Origin of the sequence: Actinoplanes sp. CA-051413 (assembly GCF_050955795.1) — a bacterium.
Taxonomy (GTDB): domain Bacteria; phylum Actinomycetota; class Actinomycetes; order Mycobacteriales; family Micromonosporaceae; genus Actinoplanes.
Window position 1 is genome coordinate 1,578,699 of the sequence record NZ_CP192100.1, and the last position, 16,302, is coordinate 1,595,000.

The 16,302-nt window shown below is 69.8% G+C and carries 18 protein-coding genes and 2 tRNA genes; 13 read left to right on the plus strand and 7 right to left on the minus strand.

All coding sequences use genetic code 11. From position 1 onward, the window contains the following. Positions 1–302: 302 nt before the first annotated feature. Positions 303–1,544 (minus strand): GNAT family N-acetyltransferase, encoded by a 1,242-nt coding sequence (locus ACQP2Y_RS07560; protein WP_433725821.1) that lies wholly within the window; start codon positions 1,542–1,544, stop codon positions 303–305. Positions 1,545–1,642: 98 nt separating this feature from the next. Here ACQP2Y_RS07560 and ACQP2Y_RS07565 point away from each other — a divergent pair, with 98 nt between their 5' ends. Continuing rightward, positions 1,643–2,287 (plus strand): DNA-directed RNA polymerase II, encoded by a 645-nt coding sequence (locus ACQP2Y_RS07565; protein ID WP_433725823.1) that lies wholly within the window; start codon positions 1,643–1,645, stop codon positions 2,285–2,287. 67 nt (positions 2,288–2,354) lie between these two features. Then, complete coding sequence (locus ACQP2Y_RS07570) at positions 2,355–3,251, plus strand: glycosyltransferase family 2 protein (protein ID WP_433725825.1); 897 nt, start codon at positions 2,355–2,357, stop codon at positions 3,249–3,251. Between the two features lie 23 nt (positions 3,252–3,274). Here ACQP2Y_RS07570 and ACQP2Y_RS07575 read toward each other — a convergent pair whose 3' ends face one another. Further along, complete coding sequence (locus ACQP2Y_RS07575; RefSeq protein ID WP_433725827.1) at positions 3,275–4,414, minus strand: CAP domain-containing protein; 1,140 nt, start codon at positions 4,412–4,414, stop codon at positions 3,275–3,277. 152 nt (positions 4,415–4,566) lie between these two features. Between ACQP2Y_RS07575 and ACQP2Y_RS07580 the strand changes: the two genes are divergently transcribed. From ACQP2Y_RS07580 to ACQP2Y_RS07595, 4 genes are all read left to right on the plus strand, one after another. Next, positions 4,567–4,944, plus strand: a complete 378-nt coding sequence (locus ACQP2Y_RS07580; RefSeq protein WP_433725829.1) for a LapA family protein — start codon at positions 4,567–4,569, stop codon at positions 4,942–4,944. Positions 4,945–5,028: 84 nt separating this feature from the next. Beyond that, positions 5,029–5,352 (plus strand): ArsR/SmtB family transcription factor, encoded by a 324-nt coding sequence (locus tag ACQP2Y_RS07585; RefSeq protein ID WP_360824985.1) that lies wholly within the window; start codon positions 5,029–5,031, stop codon positions 5,350–5,352. Continuing rightward, positions 5,349–5,876: an SRPBCC domain-containing protein gene (locus ACQP2Y_RS07590; protein ID WP_433725832.1), complete on the plus strand. Its 528-nt coding sequence runs from the start codon at positions 5,349–5,351 to the stop codon at positions 5,874–5,876. Before ACQP2Y_RS07585 ends, ACQP2Y_RS07590 begins: the two co-directional genes overlap by 4 nt. A gap of 74 nt (positions 5,877–5,950) precedes the next feature. Then, positions 5,951–6,802 (plus strand): hypothetical protein, encoded by an 852-nt coding sequence (locus tag ACQP2Y_RS07595; protein ID WP_433725834.1) that lies wholly within the window; start codon positions 5,951–5,953, stop codon positions 6,800–6,802. Here ACQP2Y_RS07595 and ACQP2Y_RS07600 read toward each other — a convergent pair. The 5 genes from ACQP2Y_RS07600 to ACQP2Y_RS07620 form a co-directional block, all read right to left on the minus strand. Beyond that, a complete protein-coding gene (locus ACQP2Y_RS07600; protein ID WP_433725836.1) occupies positions 6,723–7,199 on the minus strand; it encodes a cyclic nucleotide-binding domain-containing protein in 477 nt (158 codons plus the stop codon). The genes ACQP2Y_RS07595 and ACQP2Y_RS07600 overlap by 80 nt on opposite strands. A gap of 73 nt (positions 7,200–7,272) precedes the next feature. Continuing rightward, the gene (locus tag ACQP2Y_RS07605) at positions 7,273–7,866 is read right to left on the minus strand and encodes a hypothetical protein (protein ID WP_433725838.1); all 594 of its coding nucleotides are present in this window, start codon (positions 7,864–7,866) and stop codon (positions 7,273–7,275) included. A 27-nt stretch (positions 7,867–7,893) separates the two neighbouring features. Beyond that, the gene (locus ACQP2Y_RS07610) at positions 7,894–8,052 is read right to left on the minus strand and encodes a hypothetical protein (protein ID WP_433725840.1); all 159 of its coding nucleotides are present in this window, start codon (positions 8,050–8,052) and stop codon (positions 7,894–7,896) included. Positions 8,053–8,088: 36 nt separating this feature from the next. After that, positions 8,089–8,700 (minus strand): hypothetical protein, encoded by a 612-nt coding sequence (locus tag ACQP2Y_RS07615; RefSeq protein ID WP_433725842.1) that lies wholly within the window; start codon positions 8,698–8,700, stop codon positions 8,089–8,091. 126 nt (positions 8,701–8,826) lie between these two features. After that, positions 8,827–8,900 (minus strand) — tRNA-Gly (locus ACQP2Y_RS07620). Positions 8,901–9,041: 141 nt separating this feature from the next. On the opposite strand from ACQP2Y_RS07620, the gene ACQP2Y_RS07625 reads away from it, so the two are divergent. The 7 genes from ACQP2Y_RS07625 (at position 9,042) to ACQP2Y_RS07655 (ending at position 15,101) form a co-directional block, all read left to right on the plus strand. Next, a tRNA-Pro gene (locus tag ACQP2Y_RS07625) sits at positions 9,042–9,115 on the plus strand. Positions 9,116–9,154: 39 nt separating this feature from the next. Beyond that, entirely contained in the window at positions 9,155–10,504 is a 1,350-nt protein-coding gene (gene tig / locus ACQP2Y_RS07630; protein WP_360825006.1) for a trigger factor, read from the plus strand. Between the two features lie 204 nt (positions 10,505–10,708). Beyond that, positions 10,709–11,341, plus strand: a complete 633-nt coding sequence (locus tag ACQP2Y_RS07635) for an ATP-dependent Clp protease proteolytic subunit (RefSeq protein WP_433725844.1) — start codon at positions 10,709–10,711, stop codon at positions 11,339–11,341. Between the two features lie 10 nt (positions 11,342–11,351). Continuing rightward, complete coding sequence (locus ACQP2Y_RS07640) at positions 11,352–12,014, plus strand: ATP-dependent Clp protease proteolytic subunit (protein WP_212989818.1); 663 nt, start codon at positions 11,352–11,354, stop codon at positions 12,012–12,014. Between the two features lie 226 nt (positions 12,015–12,240). Then, positions 12,241–13,533 carry an ATP-dependent Clp protease ATP-binding subunit ClpX gene (gene clpX, locus ACQP2Y_RS07645; RefSeq protein ID WP_125811422.1) on the plus strand — a complete coding sequence of 431 codons (1,293 nt, stop codon included), beginning with the start codon at positions 12,241–12,243 and terminating at the stop codon, positions 13,531–13,533. Between the two features lie 110 nt (positions 13,534–13,643). After that, positions 13,644–14,177 carry a GNAT family N-acetyltransferase gene (locus tag ACQP2Y_RS07650; protein ID WP_433725847.1) on the plus strand — a complete coding sequence of 178 codons (534 nt, stop codon included), beginning with the start codon at positions 13,644–13,646 and terminating at the stop codon, positions 14,175–14,177. A gap of 126 nt (positions 14,178–14,303) precedes the next feature. After that, positions 14,304–15,101 carry a carbon-nitrogen hydrolase family protein gene (locus ACQP2Y_RS07655; protein WP_433725849.1) on the plus strand — a complete coding sequence of 266 codons (798 nt, stop codon included), beginning with the start codon at positions 14,304–14,306 and terminating at the stop codon, positions 15,099–15,101. Positions 15,102–16,302 lie beyond the last annotated feature (1,201 nt).

Below are 16,302 nucleotides of genomic sequence, written 5' to 3' on the forward strand. Positions count from 1 at the left end.
GGCGCCGGAAGACTGCGCGGCGGAAGACTGAGCGCCCCCGGAGTGGGGGGCGCTGGAGTGGGCGGCGCCAGCCGCGGGCGTCGAAGCAGGCCGGGCAGCGCCAGGCTGGGCGCCACCCGACTGGGCAGCGGCTCGCTCAGCGGTGGGAGCCGGCCCGCCGGTCACGGCTGGCCCCGCCGCCCCGGAGGCCGGGTCGGTCGGCGTGGCGGGCGGGGTCGCGGCCGACGAGGAGGGACGCAAGCGACGGCGTCGACGTTCGGGTTCTTCGCCCATGACGCCGAACCTACCGTCGCCCGCCCCATTCAGAACACCTCGACGGGATTGGGCATCCGATGCCAGCCGAACGCGATGGACGCCTTCCGCAGGCTCCCCCGGGTCAGCTCCCGGACCGTACCCGCCGCACCCAGGGCAGCGAGTGAGGTAGCCCCCAGATAGGCCGAGCCTAGCTCCAGCACCGTGCACGCCAGGTCGGCCGGTTCATTCGTCGCCGTACAGGTGGCGCGACCGTCCGGGCCCGCAGTGAGCCGCCACCGCCCGGTGTTCTGTTCCAGCAGCGGGTCCGTGACGTCCAGCACGACGTCGACCGGGGCCGCGTACGTCCGCGCGGCCAGGGCTTTCGGCAGGTCGGTGATGCGGATCCAGAGGCTGTCGGCCAGGGTGGTGCCGAGCCGGCGGGGTTCGTCGACCAGGTACTGCAGGGGTTCGTCCACGGCCGCGAAGCTGACCGTCACCGAGCGGGCGAGGTCGATGGTCAGCAGGAAGTTCCACAGGGCGGCGTACGCGGCCGGGTCGTCGGCCACCACCTCGCGCACCTGTACGTCGCTGTTCGGCCCGTGCCGTTCCCAGCGGCCCTTGGTGCGCCACAGCGCGTATCCCGTCGGGCCGTGCGGGGTCTCGTGCACCACACCGCGCAAACTGGTCGCGCCCTCGCGCTGGGACTCGATGTCGCTCAGCACGAAACGCCACCAGCGGTCGTCGCGGCTGGACCAGCCGGTGCGCTCCGGGCGTACCCGTTCGTAGACCTTGGCCAGCTCGGCGATCGCGTCTTTCGGGTCGATCAGGCGCAGCCGGTCGGCCGAGCCGGGTGCGATTCCCGCCGGCGGCCGTAGCTCCCGCATCATGATCTGCATCTGCAGGCGCTGGGCCGCCGGTCCGTACCCGAAGCGCGGATAGATCTTGGTCTCGCTGGCCCAGAGGACCGCGATCGGCTCGCGGCCCGCGGCCGCGATCTCCCGCAGCTGGCGGTGCATCATCCGGGTGAGCAGCCCGCGGCGTTTGTGGGTCGGCGCGACGCCGACCAGCGTGACGTGGGCGGCCGGCAGGATCGTGCCGGGCACGGTCAATTCCCGGGTGTACGCCGCCGCGTGCCCGACGATGGTGCCGCCGTCCTCGGCGACCAGCGTGCGCTCGGGCTCGACGACCGATCCCTCGACGTCACGGGCCTCCGGGGTGACCTGCTCGTGGAAGGCGAAGCTCAGCAGTTCGGAGACGGCCGGCCAGTCGTCGGCGTCGCCCGTCCTGATGGTGATCCCGGAGTCGTCCATGCTGATTGTGTAACGGACGGCGCGCGCGACGGCGACCTATTTGTTGGCTCGTTACTCTCGAAGCAGGGCGGCAACCGGCCGTACCGGGGAGGGGAACAATGCCTGAGCAACCGCAGTGGTCCGAGCGGACGCTCGACATGCCACCGCAGGATCCCTGGGCCAATCCGCCGACGGCCCCGGTGCCGTCGCGTCCGGCCTCCGGGCCGCCGACCCAGCCGGTCCAGCCGAGCCAGCCGACTCGGCCGGCCCAGCCGGGACCGCCCGCGCCGCCGCCCTCGCCGTTCTCCAGCGGCCGAGCCGCGGTGAATCCGCATCCGCGCACCCAGCAGTTCGCGGCCGGGCATGAGCCGACCGGCACGGGCTGGCCCGGTGCCGAGGCGCCGCAGGAGCGCCGTCCGCTCGGCTGGCACCTCGGTCAGCTGCGCCGCGGCGGCGAGTGGAGCTTCGCGGGCATGCTGTTCGCGTTCGTCTGCTGGGGCATCTGGGCGATCTCGTCCGACGGTGACCTCACCACACCGGTCGTTGTCTTCATCGTGTCGCTGCTGGTCGCCGCGGGTCTGTTCGCGCTGTCCCGGCTGGTCGGCCGGCTGGTGCTGGAGCGGCAGTTCGGCCGGGTGCGCCGCACCGCCCGCGGCTCGCACATCGTCGCGGGGCTCTTCCTGGCCGGCGTGGGCGTCGCCCACCTGCGCCAGACGGAGTGGGTCATGACGGCCTTCAACTGGACCGTCGACCTTTTTCGCTGACCGGTTACAGCGCGTGGTGTGGCGCGGATGACGCCTTAACGACCTGTGGGTGGGTAACCGCGCGACCATGGTCGATGAACGGACAGGCGTCGTGGTCATCACGTGGCAGCGGCGCGAGGAGGCGCTGGCGGCCCTGAGCCGCCTGGTGGAGCTGCCGGAACGCCCGCCGGTCGTACTGGTCGACAACGGTTCGACCGACGGCACGGCCGACGCGGTGCGCTCGCGCTTCCCCTCGGTCCGCGTGGTTGCTCTGAGTGAGAACCTCGGCGCTGTGGGTCGCAACATCGGCGTACGCGAGCTTGACACTCCGTACGTGGCGTTCTGCGACGACGACACGTGGTGGGAGCCGGGCTCGCTGACCCGGGCTGCGGATCTGCTCGACGCGTACCCGAAGATCGCCGTGCTCTGTGCCCGGATCGTTGTGGAGCCCAGCGGCGTGGACGATCCGATTGTCACCGAACTGCGTGAGTCACCGGTGCCGGGCCCAAACTGGCTGCCCGGCCCCGCGATCGGCAGCTTCCTCGCGGGTGCGTCCGTGGTCCGCCGGGACGCGTTCCTGGCCCACGGCGGTTTCAGCAGCCGGTTGTGGCTCGGCGGCGAGGAGGAGCTGCTCGCCACCGACCTGCTCAGCGGCGGCTGGGAGCTCTGCTACCGCGAGGATCTGGTCGTGCACCACCGGGCGTCGAAGCTGCGGGACGCCCGGCTGCGCCGCCGTGTCGGGATCCGCAACACGCTGTGGTTCACCTGGCTGCGGCGCCCGTTGCCGGCGGCGCTGCGCCGGACGATGTTCCTGGCCCGGACGGTGCCCCGGGACCGCACCTCGGCGCTCGCCGCCTGGGACGCCGCGCGTGGCCTGCCGTGGCTGGTCACGCAGCGGCGTCCGCGTCCGGCCGCCGTCGAGGCCCGGCTCGCGCCGCTCGATGCGGCCCAGCGCCGTTCGTCTGCCCGCCGGTACGTGGGCTGACCGAACGGCGCCGGGCCGGCTGACTACAGCGGGCTGGCGAAGTCCTGGGTCCACACCAGCGAGCCCTGGGCGTCGGCCGCCACGCCGACGCCGATGTTCTTGAACCCGCAGTTGAGGATGTTGGCCTTGTGCCCGGCGCTGTTCATCCAGCTGGTCATGACGTCGGCCGGGGTGCGCTGGCCCTTGGCGATGTTCTCGCCCGCCCCGGACCAGCGGTAACCGGCGCTGGTGATGCGGGTGGAGAACTCGACGCCCTCCGGGGTGGTGTGGCTGAAGTAGCCGCGGGCCGCCATGTCCGCCGAGTGTCCGCGGGCCGCCGCGGTGAGCCGGTCGTCGGCGGTCAGTGCCGCGCAGCCGGCCTTCGCCCGTTCGGTGTTGACGATCCGGACGACCTCGGCCTCCAGCGCCGCGTTGCCGGTCGGCTCGGTGGTGGGCTTGGGTGCCGCGGTGGTCGTCGCGGGCGCCGACGGGCTGGCCGGGGTGGTGGGCGTCGCCGTCGGCCGCGGCGTGGAAGGAGTGGCCGGGGTGGTGCCGCCGGGTGCCGTACCGGTGGGGGTCGGGCTGCTCGGAGCCGGTGTCCCGGAGGCCGGCGGCGACGTCGGCAGAGTGGGTGGCGCGGTCTCGCCGGGCGTGACCGTGGCGGTGGCCCCGGGCACGCCGGAGGCCGTGGCCGTCGGGGCCGAGGTCGGCGGCGTGCCGTCGGTGGTGATGACCACCTTGTCGATGTCCGGCGCGGCGCCGACCGAGTTGGCGAAGGCCAGGTTGTTGTCGCCGGCGCGCAACGTCGCGGTGAGCCGCAGGGTGGCCGGCCGGGACGTGCCGCGGGTGCCGGGGAAGACGATGGCGGTGGGGACGGCGCCGTTCACGCTGATCTGCGCGGTCCGGCTGCGCTCAGCTGTGTACGTGACGGCCAGGCGGGCCGGTCCGTCCTTCTCGGCCACCACTCCGGTGATCGTGAGGACGCCCTGGCCGCCGATGCCGGTGACGCGGCTGCCGCCGGAGCAGCGCCGGCAGTCGACGGTGTGGGCGCCGCCGGCGAAGGTGTTGACGGAGGCTTCGGCCTCGTACGTCGTGGTGCCGGCGCTGGCACTGGCCGCAACGGCGATTCCGGCGACGACGGTGACGACGGCCATGCCGCCGACGATGAGGACGGGTCTGCGCATGGTGATCCGAATCGTTGGGGGTGGAGTGGGGAGGGCGGTCCGGCGCCGACGGTAACGTCCTTTTTCGACACAGGTCTATTAGCTTCGGCTTAAATCTGGCAAGACCGGTGAACAGGGTTGACGGAGCGCACCGATGGGCAAGACTGAGAGTTATGGTCTTCCCATCCGAGAACCGTCCGCTCACCCCCGCCGAGGACGCGCCACCGCCGCTCCCGCCGGAGCTGGCCGGGACGCTGGCGGGTCTCGAAGGCGCTGGTGAGGCGCCGCCCCGCCGGGAGTCGCCGCGGGTGCCGCGGACCCGTACCAGTGCGGTCTGGTTCGGGGTGTGGGCCGGCGCCGTCGGCCTGATCCTGCTGATCATCTTCGTGGCCCAGAACACCGGCAACGTGCGGCTGAGCTTCCTCTGGTTCGACGGCCAGATCCCGCTGGCGCTGGCGATGCTGATCGCCGGGGTGTGCGGCGCGTTCATCGCCATGGCGGTGGCCTCGGTCCGGATCATCCAGCTGCGCCGGCTGGTCCGCCGCCGCTGAGCACCACCGACTCCGTCCGGCCGAACGCCGGGCGGAGTTTTTCGCGCCTTGACATGTGACCCAATGGTCACATAACTTGGCGTCATGACGGACGACGACGACAGGGTGTTCAAGGCACTCGCCGACCCGACCCGTCGCTTCCTGCTCGACCTGCTCTTCACCCGCGAGGGCCGCACGCTCACCGAGCTCGAGTCCGAGGTGGAGATGACCCGCTTCGGCGTGGCCAAGCACCTCAAGGTGCTCGAGGAGGCGGGGCTGGTCGTGGTCCGCCGCGCGGGCCGGGAGAAGTTGCACTTCCTCAATCCGGTGCCGATCCGGCTGATCCACGACCGCTGGATCGACAAGTACACCGAGCGTCACGTGACGGCGCTCGTCGATCTCAAGAACGCGCTGGAGGACGAGACATGACCACCGAGACGACCGCCCTGCCGACCCAGGTCTACCGCGTGTGGATCAAGGCCACGCCGGAGAAGATCTGGACCGCGATCACCGACCCGGAGTGGACCGTGAAGTACGGCTATGCCGCCCCGGCCTACTTCGACCTCAAGCCCGGCGGCGAGTACCACTCGGACGCCACCGACGAGATGCGCGAGTTCGGCAAGGAGAACGGCTTCCCGATCCCGGACCGCATCGTCGACGGCGAGGTCGTGGAGAGCGACCCGCCCCGGCTGCTGGTGCAGACCTGGCGGATGCTGATGGACCCGGCGACGGCCGCGGAGCCGTACACGACCCTGACGTACCTCATCGAGGAGCTGAAGTCCCAGCCCGGCGTCTGCCGCCTGACGGTCACCCACGAGATGGCCGGTGCCCCGGCCACCGCGACGATGGTCGCGGGTTCCCCGCTCGACGAGGCGGGTGGCGGTGGCTGGGCCTGGGTGCTCAGCGACCTCAAGTCGGTCCTGGAGACGGGTACGGCGCTGAGCGGCCGCTAGCCACCACGCGATGCCGGCCCGCGCGCCGGGCCGGTATCGCTCCTCGGTTTGACTGGAGTTGCCAGTCTGCAGGAATGCCGACAGCGATCGATGCGGCCACGCTGCGCCGCGTGGTGAGTCACCCCGCGGTCTGGTGCGTACCGGTGGCGGCCGTCCTGGCCTGGGCGGCGATGCCGTTCAACACCGGCTACTACGAGTACTGGGTCAATTTCGACCCGCAGGGAGACGGTCAGCAGCTGGAGTGGGTGCAGACCCGGCGCATCTTCCGGTACACCTCCGGCGTGCTCTGCGGTCAGCTGCTGGCCCTGATCGCCGGGATCGCGCTGAGCCGCCGGCACCGGCACGCGGTCGCTCTGGCGATGGCGGTGGCGCTCGGTGTCGTGCTGGCCGGCGTGACGGTCGCCGCCGCCTTCCCGCTGGCGGCGGCGCTGGAGAGCGTCCGGCCCGCCGCCTTCCCGGCGGTCGACGATCCGATCCTGATGCGGGTACTGCTCCGCGAGCTGGCGGCCTTCCCCCTGTACGCCGCGGCCGGAGTCGGTCTCGGCATCCTGATCGACAGCAGCCGGCGCCTCCGGAGACGCCGATGGCCGCTGCTGGCTCTCTTCCTGATGTTCTGGAGCGTGACCACCCTGACCGGGCTGGTCCAGGACGACGAGTTCGACGCCTGGCCGTGGTTGCTGTGGGCGGTCCCGTTCGTGGCGGCGGGCGCGGCGGTCGCGCTGGCCGGGTTGTCGGCCGACGTGTGGGAGTTCCCGCCCGTACCGGTGGGGGACATGGGCCGATCCGCCACCGTCGCCCTGCTGATCAGCGCGGCCGCGTACGCGGTGGTCTTGAATTTGCTCGCCGTCACACGTCGTTCCGGTGACCGGCCGCCCGCTGGCAGTCCTGCAGCCGGCTCCGGGCCGACTGGAGACGCTCACCCATGACCAGCAGGAAGCGGCTGGTGAGCTCGAAGCCCAGCGCCGGGTCCCGCTGGCACAGGGCCCGGACGAGGGGCCCGTTGAAGGTCAGCGTGTGCGCGGTGCTGGTCGCGACAGCACCGAAATGCCACCGGTACGGCGGGAACAACCACGACCACCCGAGCACGGCACCGGGCTTGAGCGTCTCCAGCACGAAGTTGTCGTAACCGGGCACCTCGGCGTCCAGGTACACCCGGCCGTCGGTGATCAGCCAGAACTGCTCGGCGGGCGTGCCCTGGCCGAAGATCCGGTTCCCGGCGTGGAACATCGACCGGCTGGTCAGCGGGGCGAGCAGCCCGAGCTGATGCTCGGTGAGCCCGGCCAGGAACGGCTGGTCGGCCAGCATCTCAACGGTGGTGAACATGAGCCCAGCACACCGCGGGCGACGGCACCGGCGTGAGGGCCACACGTCTGGTCCCGCCGGGTCCAAAGGCCCGTCAGATCCAGTTCACGGGATTGCCGGTCGCCAGCGACGCGGCACACAGCCGCCGCAGCGTCCCCACCATGCGGGCGAAGTCCGCCGCCGTGCGCGACCTGACCTGTACGGCCAGCCGCTGCGGTGGCACCGGCAGATAGTTGGCGATCGGCGTCGTCGCCAGCCGTACTGTCTGCCCGTCACCGGTGAGTTCCAGCTCGCCACCGGGCAGCACGCGCTGCTCGAACCGGCGCGCCCGGAACACCGTGGCCGGCGGATCGGCGCGATTGTCGACAACGAAGAAGCCGTCGGGGCCGACCCCCAGGTTGTAATGCCCCCAGGCGAACACGCCGCGATAGCTCTTGATGTAGCTGTAGAACGCGTCGCCGGTCACTTCGTCGACCAGGACGATCTCGTCCGACAGCCGGGCCCGGTGCTCGAAGTGGTCCAGCTCGGCCAGGACGGCAGGCACCTCAGCGGCGGGAATCCAGCCGTCGTTGGTCTTCGGCAGGTATCTGAGCAGCGTGGGGAAGGCGGAATCGTCCGCCTCCCGCAGGGCCTGCTGGAAGTACCGCACGCCGGCCCAGGCGCCGATCTCCTCGCGCAGGAACTTCATGTTCTCGTGCGGGCAGCCGTGCTCCAGTCAGTGCTCGACGTCGCCGTGCTCGTCCGCGTTGCTGCGATCCCAGGGCTCCAGAAAACCGAGCCGGCCGTCCTCGTCGAAGCCGACCGGCCCGACCGGCGGCGGTACGGCCAGCCCGTCCTGCCAGCAACGGCAGTACACGTACGCCTGGACTCCCATGGCCGCCAAGTATGGGCGATCACCCCGCGGCGATCATCAGCTCCGGTCCGGCGCCACGATGTCTCCGGCCGCCTGGACGGCGTCGAGGAAGCGCCGGAAGACCGGCCAGGGGAGCGCCCAGCGGCCGTGCATGGTCAACGTCACGTGGTCGGCCGGCATAGGGACGAACGGCCCGTCCTCCGGCGAGGCGTCGGGGATGCGGACGTCGAGAAAGTTGTTCTCGGTGGCGTCCGGGTCGACCTCGTACAACTCGTAACACCACGAGTCGACGTCGCCGTAGTGGAACTGGTTGACCACGAACCGTTGACTCCCGTGTGCCCAGGTGTTGAGCGTCAACGGGAGCGCCGTGGCGTCGGCTGACAGGTCGCGCTCCTCGTTGACCAGGTCACCGCTGGAGTTGAGCTGGGCGATCAGCTTCATCAGGACGAGCCAGGGCAGGACGCCGCCGCCGGCATGGACCACGACTTGTTGTGCCGGCCTCGGCGTGAAGGTCCCGTCCGGAGTCGCGTCGGGGATGTCGACGGCCAGGTAGGGCCTGGTGTCGGGCGGGCCGGTCAGTCCGGTCAGCTCGTAGTGCCAGGCATCGTCAGGGAGGCTGTACATCGAGATGATCTCGTACTGCTCGCCGCCGAAGGACCAGATCCCCATCGCCGGATGATCGCAGCCTCCGCCGCGAATGCCGAGCACGTTTCCGGTGGCCGACACGATTGTCCGAGGCCGGGAATGACGACGGCCCAGGTCGAGGAAACCGTCTCTGAACTGGGCCGATGCACGTGGAGCGGGCGACGAGAATCGAACTCGCGTAATCAGTTTGGAAGACTGAGGCTCTACCATTGAGCTACGCCCGCATGCGCCGCACCACGGTGCCGCGCGTGCCCCACACTACTGAATGCCGTCGCGGCATGCGAACCCGATATCCCCCGCGTGGCGCACCCGGGTGACGCCGCGGCACACGACACGCGGCGGACCGCATACACTTGCCGTCGCCACGGGGTGTGGCGCAGCTTGGTAGCGCACTCGCTTTGGGAGCGAGGGGCCGTGGGTTCAAATCCCGCCACCCCGACTTCACCAACATCGAAGAGATCCATCAAGGAGTACGCCTGTGAAGAGCACCGTCGAGACTCTGAGTCCGACTCGGGTGCGGCTCGCCATCGAGGTGCCGTTCGACGAGCTGAAGCCCAGCCTGCTGAAGGCGTACCGCGAAATCGGTTCTCAGGTCCAGATCCCCGGCTTCCGCCGGGGCAAGATCCCCGCCGCGGTCATCGACCAGCGCGTCGGCCGGGGCACGGTCCTCAACGAGGCCGTCCAGGAGGCCATCCCGCAGCAGATCCTCGCAGCGGTGCGCGAGCACGACGTCAAGACGCTGGGCCGGCCCGAGGTGGAGATCACCGAGTTCGCCGACAACGAGCCGCTGAAGTTCACCGCCGAGGTCGACGTCCGGCCGGAGATCTCGATTCCCGACCTGTCCGGCATCTCCGTCACGGTGCCGGCCGTGGAGATCGGTGACAACGAGATCGACGAGCAGATCAACGGCCTGCGGGAGCGTTTCGCCACCCTCAAGACCGTGGACCGCCCGGCCGAGGAGGGCGACTACGTCCAGCTCGACCTGCGCGCGACGGTCGACGGCGAGGAGGTGCCCGGCGGCTCCGCGACGAACATCTCGCACGAGGTCGGCAGCAAGCAGCTCCTCCCGGGCCTCGACGAGGTCCTGGTCGGCCTGGTCGCCGGCGCCGATGCCACCTTCACCACGCAGCTCGTCGGCGGCGACTTCGCCGGCCGCGACGCCGAGGTGTCGGTCAAGGTCAACTCGGTCAAGGACAAGCAGCTGCCCGAGATCGACGACGAGTTCGCCCAGCTGGCCAGCGAGTTCGACACCCTGGACGAGCTGAAGAACGACCTGCGTGAGCGGCTCGGCAAGGTCAAGAAGGTCGAGCAGATCTACGCCGCCCGCGACGAGGCGCTCAAGCAGCTCGTCGAGGCCGCCGAGATCCCCGCTCCCGAGGGCATCGTCAAGGACGAGGTCGAGGGCCGCAAGCAGGCCATGACCGACCAGCTGGAGCGCATCGGCGCCACCCTGGAGGACTACCTGACCTCCGAGGAGAAGACCGAGGAGCAGATCGACACCGAGCTGACCGAGGCGGCCACCGAGGGCGTCCGGATCCAGCTGCTGCTCGACACCATCGCGGACGCCGAGGACATCCAGGTCTCCGACGACGAGTTCGGGCACGAGATCGTGCACCGCGCCCAGCGCGCCCAGATGCAGCCGCAGCAGTATTACGACCAGCTCGTCCAGTCGGGGGCGGCCGCGGCCGTCTTCGGCGACGTGCGCCGCGGCAAGGCCCTGGCCAGCGTCATGGAGCGGGTCACGATGAACGACTCCGCCGGCAACACGCTCTCCCTCGACGACCTCCGCGAGGCCTCCGAGGACGAGCACGCCGGGCACAACCACTGAGCTGGTGCCATGGATCGGCCGCCGCGCGTCGCTTCCGGCGCGCGGCGGCCGCTCTTTTTCCGGGTACGGCGGAGCTGATGCGCTGTCAGCGAACACCTGCCCGAGCGGGAAGCTGATGCGCATGCGACCGGTTAGGTTGGTCGTACGACGGACAACCTGCCGGCCGGATAGCTCGGCCGACACAGTCAGCTGTGAAGGGCTGCCATGACCGATCTGCACATCCCTGCGAGCCCCACCCTGCGTGGTGGTGACTCCATCAGTGGCAACCTCGACGACTCGGTCTACAACCGCCTGCTGCGGGAGCGGATCATCTTCCTCGGCAGCGAAGTGACCGACCAGGTTGCCAATCGCATCTGCGCGCAGTTGCTCCTGCTCTCCGCGGAGGACCCGGACCGCGACATCAATCTCTGGATCAACTCGCCGGGTGGTTCGGTGTACTCCGGCATGGCGATCTACGACACGATGCAGTTCATCGACAACGACGTCTCCACCGTGGCCATGGGCATGGCCGCGTCGATGGGGCAGTTGCTGCTCTGCGCCGGCACGACGGGCAAGCGTTACGCGCTCCCGCACGCGCGGATCATGATGCACCAGCCGTCCGGCGGCATGGGCGGCACCGCCGCCGACATCGCCATCCAGGCCGAGCAGATGCTCTACACCAAGCGCATGTTCCAGGAGCGGGTGTCTTTCCACACCGGCCAGGACCAGGCGCAGATCGAGGCCGACTCCGACCGGGACCGCTGGTTCACGGCCGAGGAAGCGAAGAACTACGGCTTCATCGACAAGGTGATCACCGGGGCCACTCAGGTTCCCGAGGGCGCCGGAACGCTGAACTGAGGAGCTGAGAATGACTGACCTGACGATGTCTCCCGGGTTCGCTCCGGTGCACAACCGCTACGTCCTGCCCTCGTTCGTCGAGCGCACGTCGTACGGCGTGAAGGAGTCGAACCCGTACAACAAGATGTTCGAGGACCGGATCATCTTCCTCGGCGTGCAGGTGGACGACGCGTCGGCCAACGACGTGATGGCCCAGCTGCTGACGCTGGAGAGCGCCGACCCGGACCGCGACATCCTGATGTACATCAACTCGCCCGGTGGCTCGTTCACCGCCATGACGGCGATCTACGACACCATGCAGTACGTCCGCCCGGACATCAGCACGGTCTGCCTGGGCCAGGCGGCCAGCGCGGCCGCGGTGCTGCTGGCCGGCGGCACCCCCGGCAAGCGGATGGCGCTCCCGCACTCGCGGATCATCATCCACCAGCCGGCCACCGAGGGCGGCTACGGCCAGGGCTCGGACATCGAGATCCAGGCCCGCGAGATCCTGCGCATGCGGAGCCAGATGGAAGAGATGATCTCCCGTCACTCCGGCCGGACCCCGGAGCAGGTCCGTAAGGACGTCGACCGCGACAAGATCATGACGGCGGCCGAGGCCAAGGAGTACGGCCTGGTCGACACCGTCCTGGCCACCCGTAAGAAGAGCCTGCAGGGCGTCGGCGCGGGCAGCTGACACGCGGTGTCGGGGGTCGGTCGGCTCACGCTAGACTGACTGACCCCTGACACGCCCGTTTTGGGGGGTCGGAGAACGGCCCCACAGCGGGTAACGTCAAGCCAGCAACCTCAGTAACGCGGGCCGGCAGACGATGAACTCTGTAGGACGTGGTTCGGCAACGAGGAAATTCATCCTCAGGCCAGGGGCCGGCAGCAGCCGGCCGATGAGCGCAGGGAGAACGTAGGTGGCACGGATCGGCGACGGTGGCGACCTACTGAAGTGCTCCTTCTGTGGGAAGTCCCAGAAGCAGGTCAAGAAGCTCATCGCGGGCCCTGGTGTCTACATCTGCGACGAGTGCATCGACCTCTGCAACGAGATCATTGAGGAAGAGCTGGCCGAAACCGGCGAGGTGAAGTGGGAAGAGCTTCCCAAGCCGATGGAGATCTGCCAGTTCCTCGACACCTACGTGGTGGGGCAGGAGCAGGCCAAGAAGGCCCTCTCGGTAGCTGTCTACAACCACTACAAGAGGATTCAGGCCGAGTCGGCCGGCGCGCCCGGGGGTGGCAGCGACGTCGAGGTGGCCAAGTCCAACATCATGCTCATCGGCCCCACCGGCTGCGGTAAGACCCACCTGGCGCAGACGCTGGCCCGGATGCTCAACGTGCCGTTCGCCATCGCGGACGCCACGGCGCTGACCGAGGCGGGCTACGTGGGCGAGGATGTGGAGAACATCCTGCTCAAGCTCATCCAGGCCGCCGACTACGACGTCAAGCGCGCCGAGCAGGGCATCATCTACATCGACGAGGTCGACAAGATCGCCCGCAAGAGCGAGAACCCGTCGATCACCCGGGACGTCTCCGGCGAGGGTGTGCAGCAGGCCCTGCTGAAGATCCTCGAGGGTACGGTCGCGAACGTCCCGCCGCAGGGCGGCCGTAAGCACCCGCACCAGGAGTTCATCCAGATCGACACCACCAACGTGCTGTTCATCGTGGGTGGCGCGTTCGCCGGCCTGGACCGGATCATCGAGTCGCGGGTCGGTCAGGGCGGTGTCGGCTTCGGTGCGCACCTGCGGTCGGTCTCCGAGCGCAACACCGACGACATCTTCAGCAAGGTGATGCCGGAGGACATGCTGAAGTTCGGGCTGATCCCCGAGTTCATCGGCCGCCTTCCGGTCATCACCACGGTCCGCAACCTCGACCGTGAGGCGCTGATCAAGATCCTCACCGAGCCCCGCAACGCGTACGTGAAGCAGTACCAGCGTCTCTTCGAGCTGGACGGCGTAGAGCTGGAGTTCGACACCGGTGCTCTCGAGGCGATCGCCGACCAGGCGATGCTGCGTGGCACCGGCGCTCGCGGCCTCCGCGCGATCATGGAGGAAGTCCTCCAGACGGTCATGTACGAGGTCCCGAGCAACCCCGACGCGGCCCGGGTGCTCATCACCCGCGAGGTCGTGGTGGAGAACGTCATCCCGACGATCGTCCCCCGCGAGTTCGTGGGCCGTCGCGCCCGCCGCGAGCGCGAGGAGAAGTCGGCCTGACGGCTCAGCACGGACTGCCGGAGATCCTGGCCGGGATCGAGCATCACGAACGACTCCCGGCCGATCCCTGGCTCGAGCTGGTACCACCACCGTCGCCCCAGCGGGCGGCGGTGGTGTCGTTTCCGGGTCACGTCGTCGTGGCGGCCGACATCGACCGGTTCTGGCTCGACTCGTACCTCGGCACCGGCGACGACCTGTCCATGCCGCTCTCCGCGACCTTCCTCGCCGCGCTCGAGGAACGCCTGCGCCTGTCGGCCGGCAACATCGACGCGGTGCTGCTGGCCCCGCCCGCTGCTGGACCGCCCTCAGTCGAGCTCTCCCTGATCGAGGACAGCAACCACCCCCGGGTGGTGCGCGCCCGCCGTTACCGCACCGAGGTACGGGTCTGGACGTGCGGGCCGGGGGTGCTGGTGCTCGGCCGGGGGCTGGGCGGGCGTTGGGAGGCCGCCGTCGAGGTCGAGCCCGGCGCCCGCAACGGGGGAGTGGGCCGGGCCTTGGCGGCAGCGGCGCGCCACGTCGTGCCCGAGGGTCGGCCGGTGTGGGCTCAGGTCGCACCCGGTAACGCGTCGAGCCTGCGGGCCTTCCTCGCCGCCGGGTATGCACCCGTGGGGGCCGAGGTGCTGCTGATGCCGCCCGGCCACTGAGCGTCGAGCTTGCGGGCTTTCCTCGCCGCCGGGCGTGCGCCTGTGGGGCTGAGGTGCTGCTGATGCCGCCCGGCCACTGATGTCCGTGGGCCGCGGGACGGGGCTCTGCGCCGTACCCTTGCAGTCATGCGTGTCGCCGTTTGCCAGCTCAATGCTCGCGACGATCGGGCGGCCAATCTGGCCGCCGCCCGCGAGTTGCTGGGCCGCGCGGCCGCGGCCGGCGCGGACCTGGCGGTCCTGCCCGAATACGTCGACTACCTCGGCCGGTCCGCCGGCCTGCCCAAGCCCGAGCCGATCGACGGCGAATTCGCCGCGTTCTTCGCCGGCGCGGCCCGCGAGCTGGGCATCTGGGTGCACGCGGGCTCGTTCCACGAGGCCGGCCCGGACCCGGACCGCACCTACAACACCTCGCTGATCTTCAACCGGACGGGCGAGCTCGCGGCTACCTACCGCAAGATCCACCTGTACGACGTGGAGATCCCCGGCCGGGTGTCCTACCAGGAATCCCGCTCGGTGGCGCCGGGCGAGGAAACCGTGGTGACCGACATCGAAGGGGTCCGGACGGGCCTGTCGATCTGCTACGACCTGCGTTTCCCGGAGCTGTACCGACGGCTGGCAGTGCAGGGCGAAGCCAAGGTGATCATCGTGCCGGCGGCGTTCATGATGCACACCGGACGCGACCACTGGGAGGTGCTGCTGCGCGCCCGGGCGATCGAGAACCAGTGCTACGTGGTGGCGGCCGGCCAGATCGGCGACCACGACCCCGGCCGTACGTGCTTCGGCCGCAGCATGATCATCGACCCGTGGGGGACGGTGGTGGCGCAGGCGCCGGACACGGTGGGCATCGTGACGGCTGACCTAGACCTGGAACGCCTTGACGAGATCCGGACTGAGCTACCAAGCCTGGCCAACCGCCGGCTGTGACCCCTGCCTTTCTCGGCGGTCATGAGTCTCGAAGCTCGGGATTCGCCGTTACGTAGCCGAGTTTGGTGTGCGCCGTGGGCTTGACGGTGTTGCGGCCGCGCACCGTGGTCTCCTTATGCGGGCGAGCGGGCATCGTGGCTGGTCAGCCTCGTGCCGGTGGGGCTTTCATCGGTGCCTTGATCGGGGACCTTGTTCCGCGTTCGGATGCCGGTTTGCAGCAGGCATCAGGTCATTGCCGTAATCCCGAGTGGTGGTCTTCGCTCACCCCCGGGGCGCGGCTTCGTTGTCCCTCACCCTCACCCTCACCCTCACCCGATCGGTGTCGGGGAGCTGCCACTGACTGTGGCGGCTGCCGGACTCCCGCCTCTGTTCCGCAAGCGATCGCTGGACCCGCCACTGCCTTCGGGCGATTGCTGACCGGGCGCTCCCGGCGGGCGGGCCGCTAGACCCGCCACTTCCACCGGGCGATTGCTGGACCTGTGAATGTCGGTAGGCGAGTGCTGCCGCGGCCCACTCACCGGGCGTTTGCTCGACCCGCGAGTCTCGGCCCGCGATTGCTGGATCCTCGGATGCCGGTATGCGAGTGCCGCTCAGGCGCCCACCGGGCGTTTTCTGGAACCGCGAGCCCCAGCCGGCGATGCTGGACCCTCGGATGTCGAGAGGCGAGTGCTGCGTCGGCGTCCCTTCGGCGTTCGCTGGAACCGCGAGCCCCAGCCGGCGATTGCTGGACCCTCGGATGGCGGTGGACGAGTGCTGCGCCAGCGCTCCCCTCGGATGTGCGCTGGAACCGCGAGCCCTGGCCGGCGATTGCCGGACCCGTGATGTCGGTAGGCAGCTGCTGCCCCAGCGCTTCCAACGGGCGTTTGCCAGACCCGCCAGTCTCGGCGGACGAGTGCCAACCCGGTGCTCCCACGGGGGCGATCGTTGAACCCACGAGTCACGGCGGCGGATTAGTGTCGGTAGGCGAATGCTGCCCCAGTGTTCCCACCAGGTGATTGCTGGACCGGCCATCAGCGGTGGGGCCGCTGTCGGGCCCCAGCCTTACGGGCGAGCGGCATGTTGGGACCGCGACTTCTTGTGGGCGGCTGTCTGACCCGGCACTCAGGCGGGCGGCTGTCGGACTCGGCGCTCTTGATCGGCGGCCGTGGACAGCTGTCAGCCCGGCACTCCTGGCGAGCGGCTGTCGTACCGGCACTCCTGG

What these genes read in the sequence shown, in the direction of transcription:
- ACQP2Y_RS07560 (WP_433725821.1), bottom strand. Translation starts at nt 1,544, where the DNA reads ATGGACGACTCCGGGATCACCATCAGGACGGGCGACGCCGACGACTGG.
- ACQP2Y_RS07565 (WP_433725823.1), top strand. Translation starts at nt 1,643, where the DNA reads ATGCCTGAGCAACCGCAGTGGTCCGAGCGGACGCTCGACATGCCACCG.
- ACQP2Y_RS07570 (WP_433725825.1), top strand. Translation starts at nt 2,355, where the DNA reads ATGGTCGATGAACGGACAGGCGTCGTGGTCATCACGTGGCAGCGGCGC.
- ACQP2Y_RS07575 (WP_433725827.1), bottom strand. Translation starts at nt 4,414, where the DNA reads ATGCGCAGACCCGTCCTCATCGTCGGCGGCATGGCCGTCGTCACCGTC.
- ACQP2Y_RS07580 (WP_433725829.1), top strand. Translation starts at nt 4,567, where the DNA reads ATGGTCTTCCCATCCGAGAACCGTCCGCTCACCCCCGCCGAGGACGCG.
- ACQP2Y_RS07585 (WP_360824985.1), top strand. Translation starts at nt 5,029, where the DNA reads ATGACGGACGACGACGACAGGGTGTTCAAGGCACTCGCCGACCCGACC.
- ACQP2Y_RS07590 (WP_433725832.1), top strand. Translation starts at nt 5,349, where the DNA reads ATGACCACCGAGACGACCGCCCTGCCGACCCAGGTCTACCGCGTGTGG.
- ACQP2Y_RS07595 (WP_433725834.1), top strand. Translation starts at nt 5,951, where the DNA reads ATGCCGACAGCGATCGATGCGGCCACGCTGCGCCGCGTGGTGAGTCAC.
- ACQP2Y_RS07600 (WP_433725836.1), bottom strand. Translation starts at nt 7,199, where the DNA reads ATGTTCACCACCGTTGAGATGCTGGCCGACCAGCCGTTCCTGGCCGGG.
- ACQP2Y_RS07605 (WP_433725838.1), bottom strand. Translation starts at nt 7,866, where the DNA reads ATGAAGTTCCTGCGCGAGGAGATCGGCGCCTGGGCCGGCGTGCGGTAC.
- ACQP2Y_RS07610 (WP_433725840.1), bottom strand. Translation starts at nt 8,052, where the DNA reads ATGGGAGTCCAGGCGTACGTGTACTGCCGTTGCTGGCAGGACGGGCTG.
- ACQP2Y_RS07615 (WP_433725842.1), bottom strand. Translation starts at nt 8,700, where the DNA reads ATGGGGATCTGGTCCTTCGGCGGCGAGCAGTACGAGATCATCTCGATG.
- ACQP2Y_RS07635 (WP_433725844.1), top strand. Translation starts at nt 10,709, where the DNA reads ATGACCGATCTGCACATCCCTGCGAGCCCCACCCTGCGTGGTGGTGAC.
- ACQP2Y_RS07640 (WP_212989818.1), top strand. Translation starts at nt 11,352, where the DNA reads ATGACTGACCTGACGATGTCTCCCGGGTTCGCTCCGGTGCACAACCGC.
- ACQP2Y_RS07655 (WP_433725849.1), top strand. Translation starts at nt 14,304, where the DNA reads ATGCGTGTCGCCGTTTGCCAGCTCAATGCTCGCGACGATCGGGCGGCC.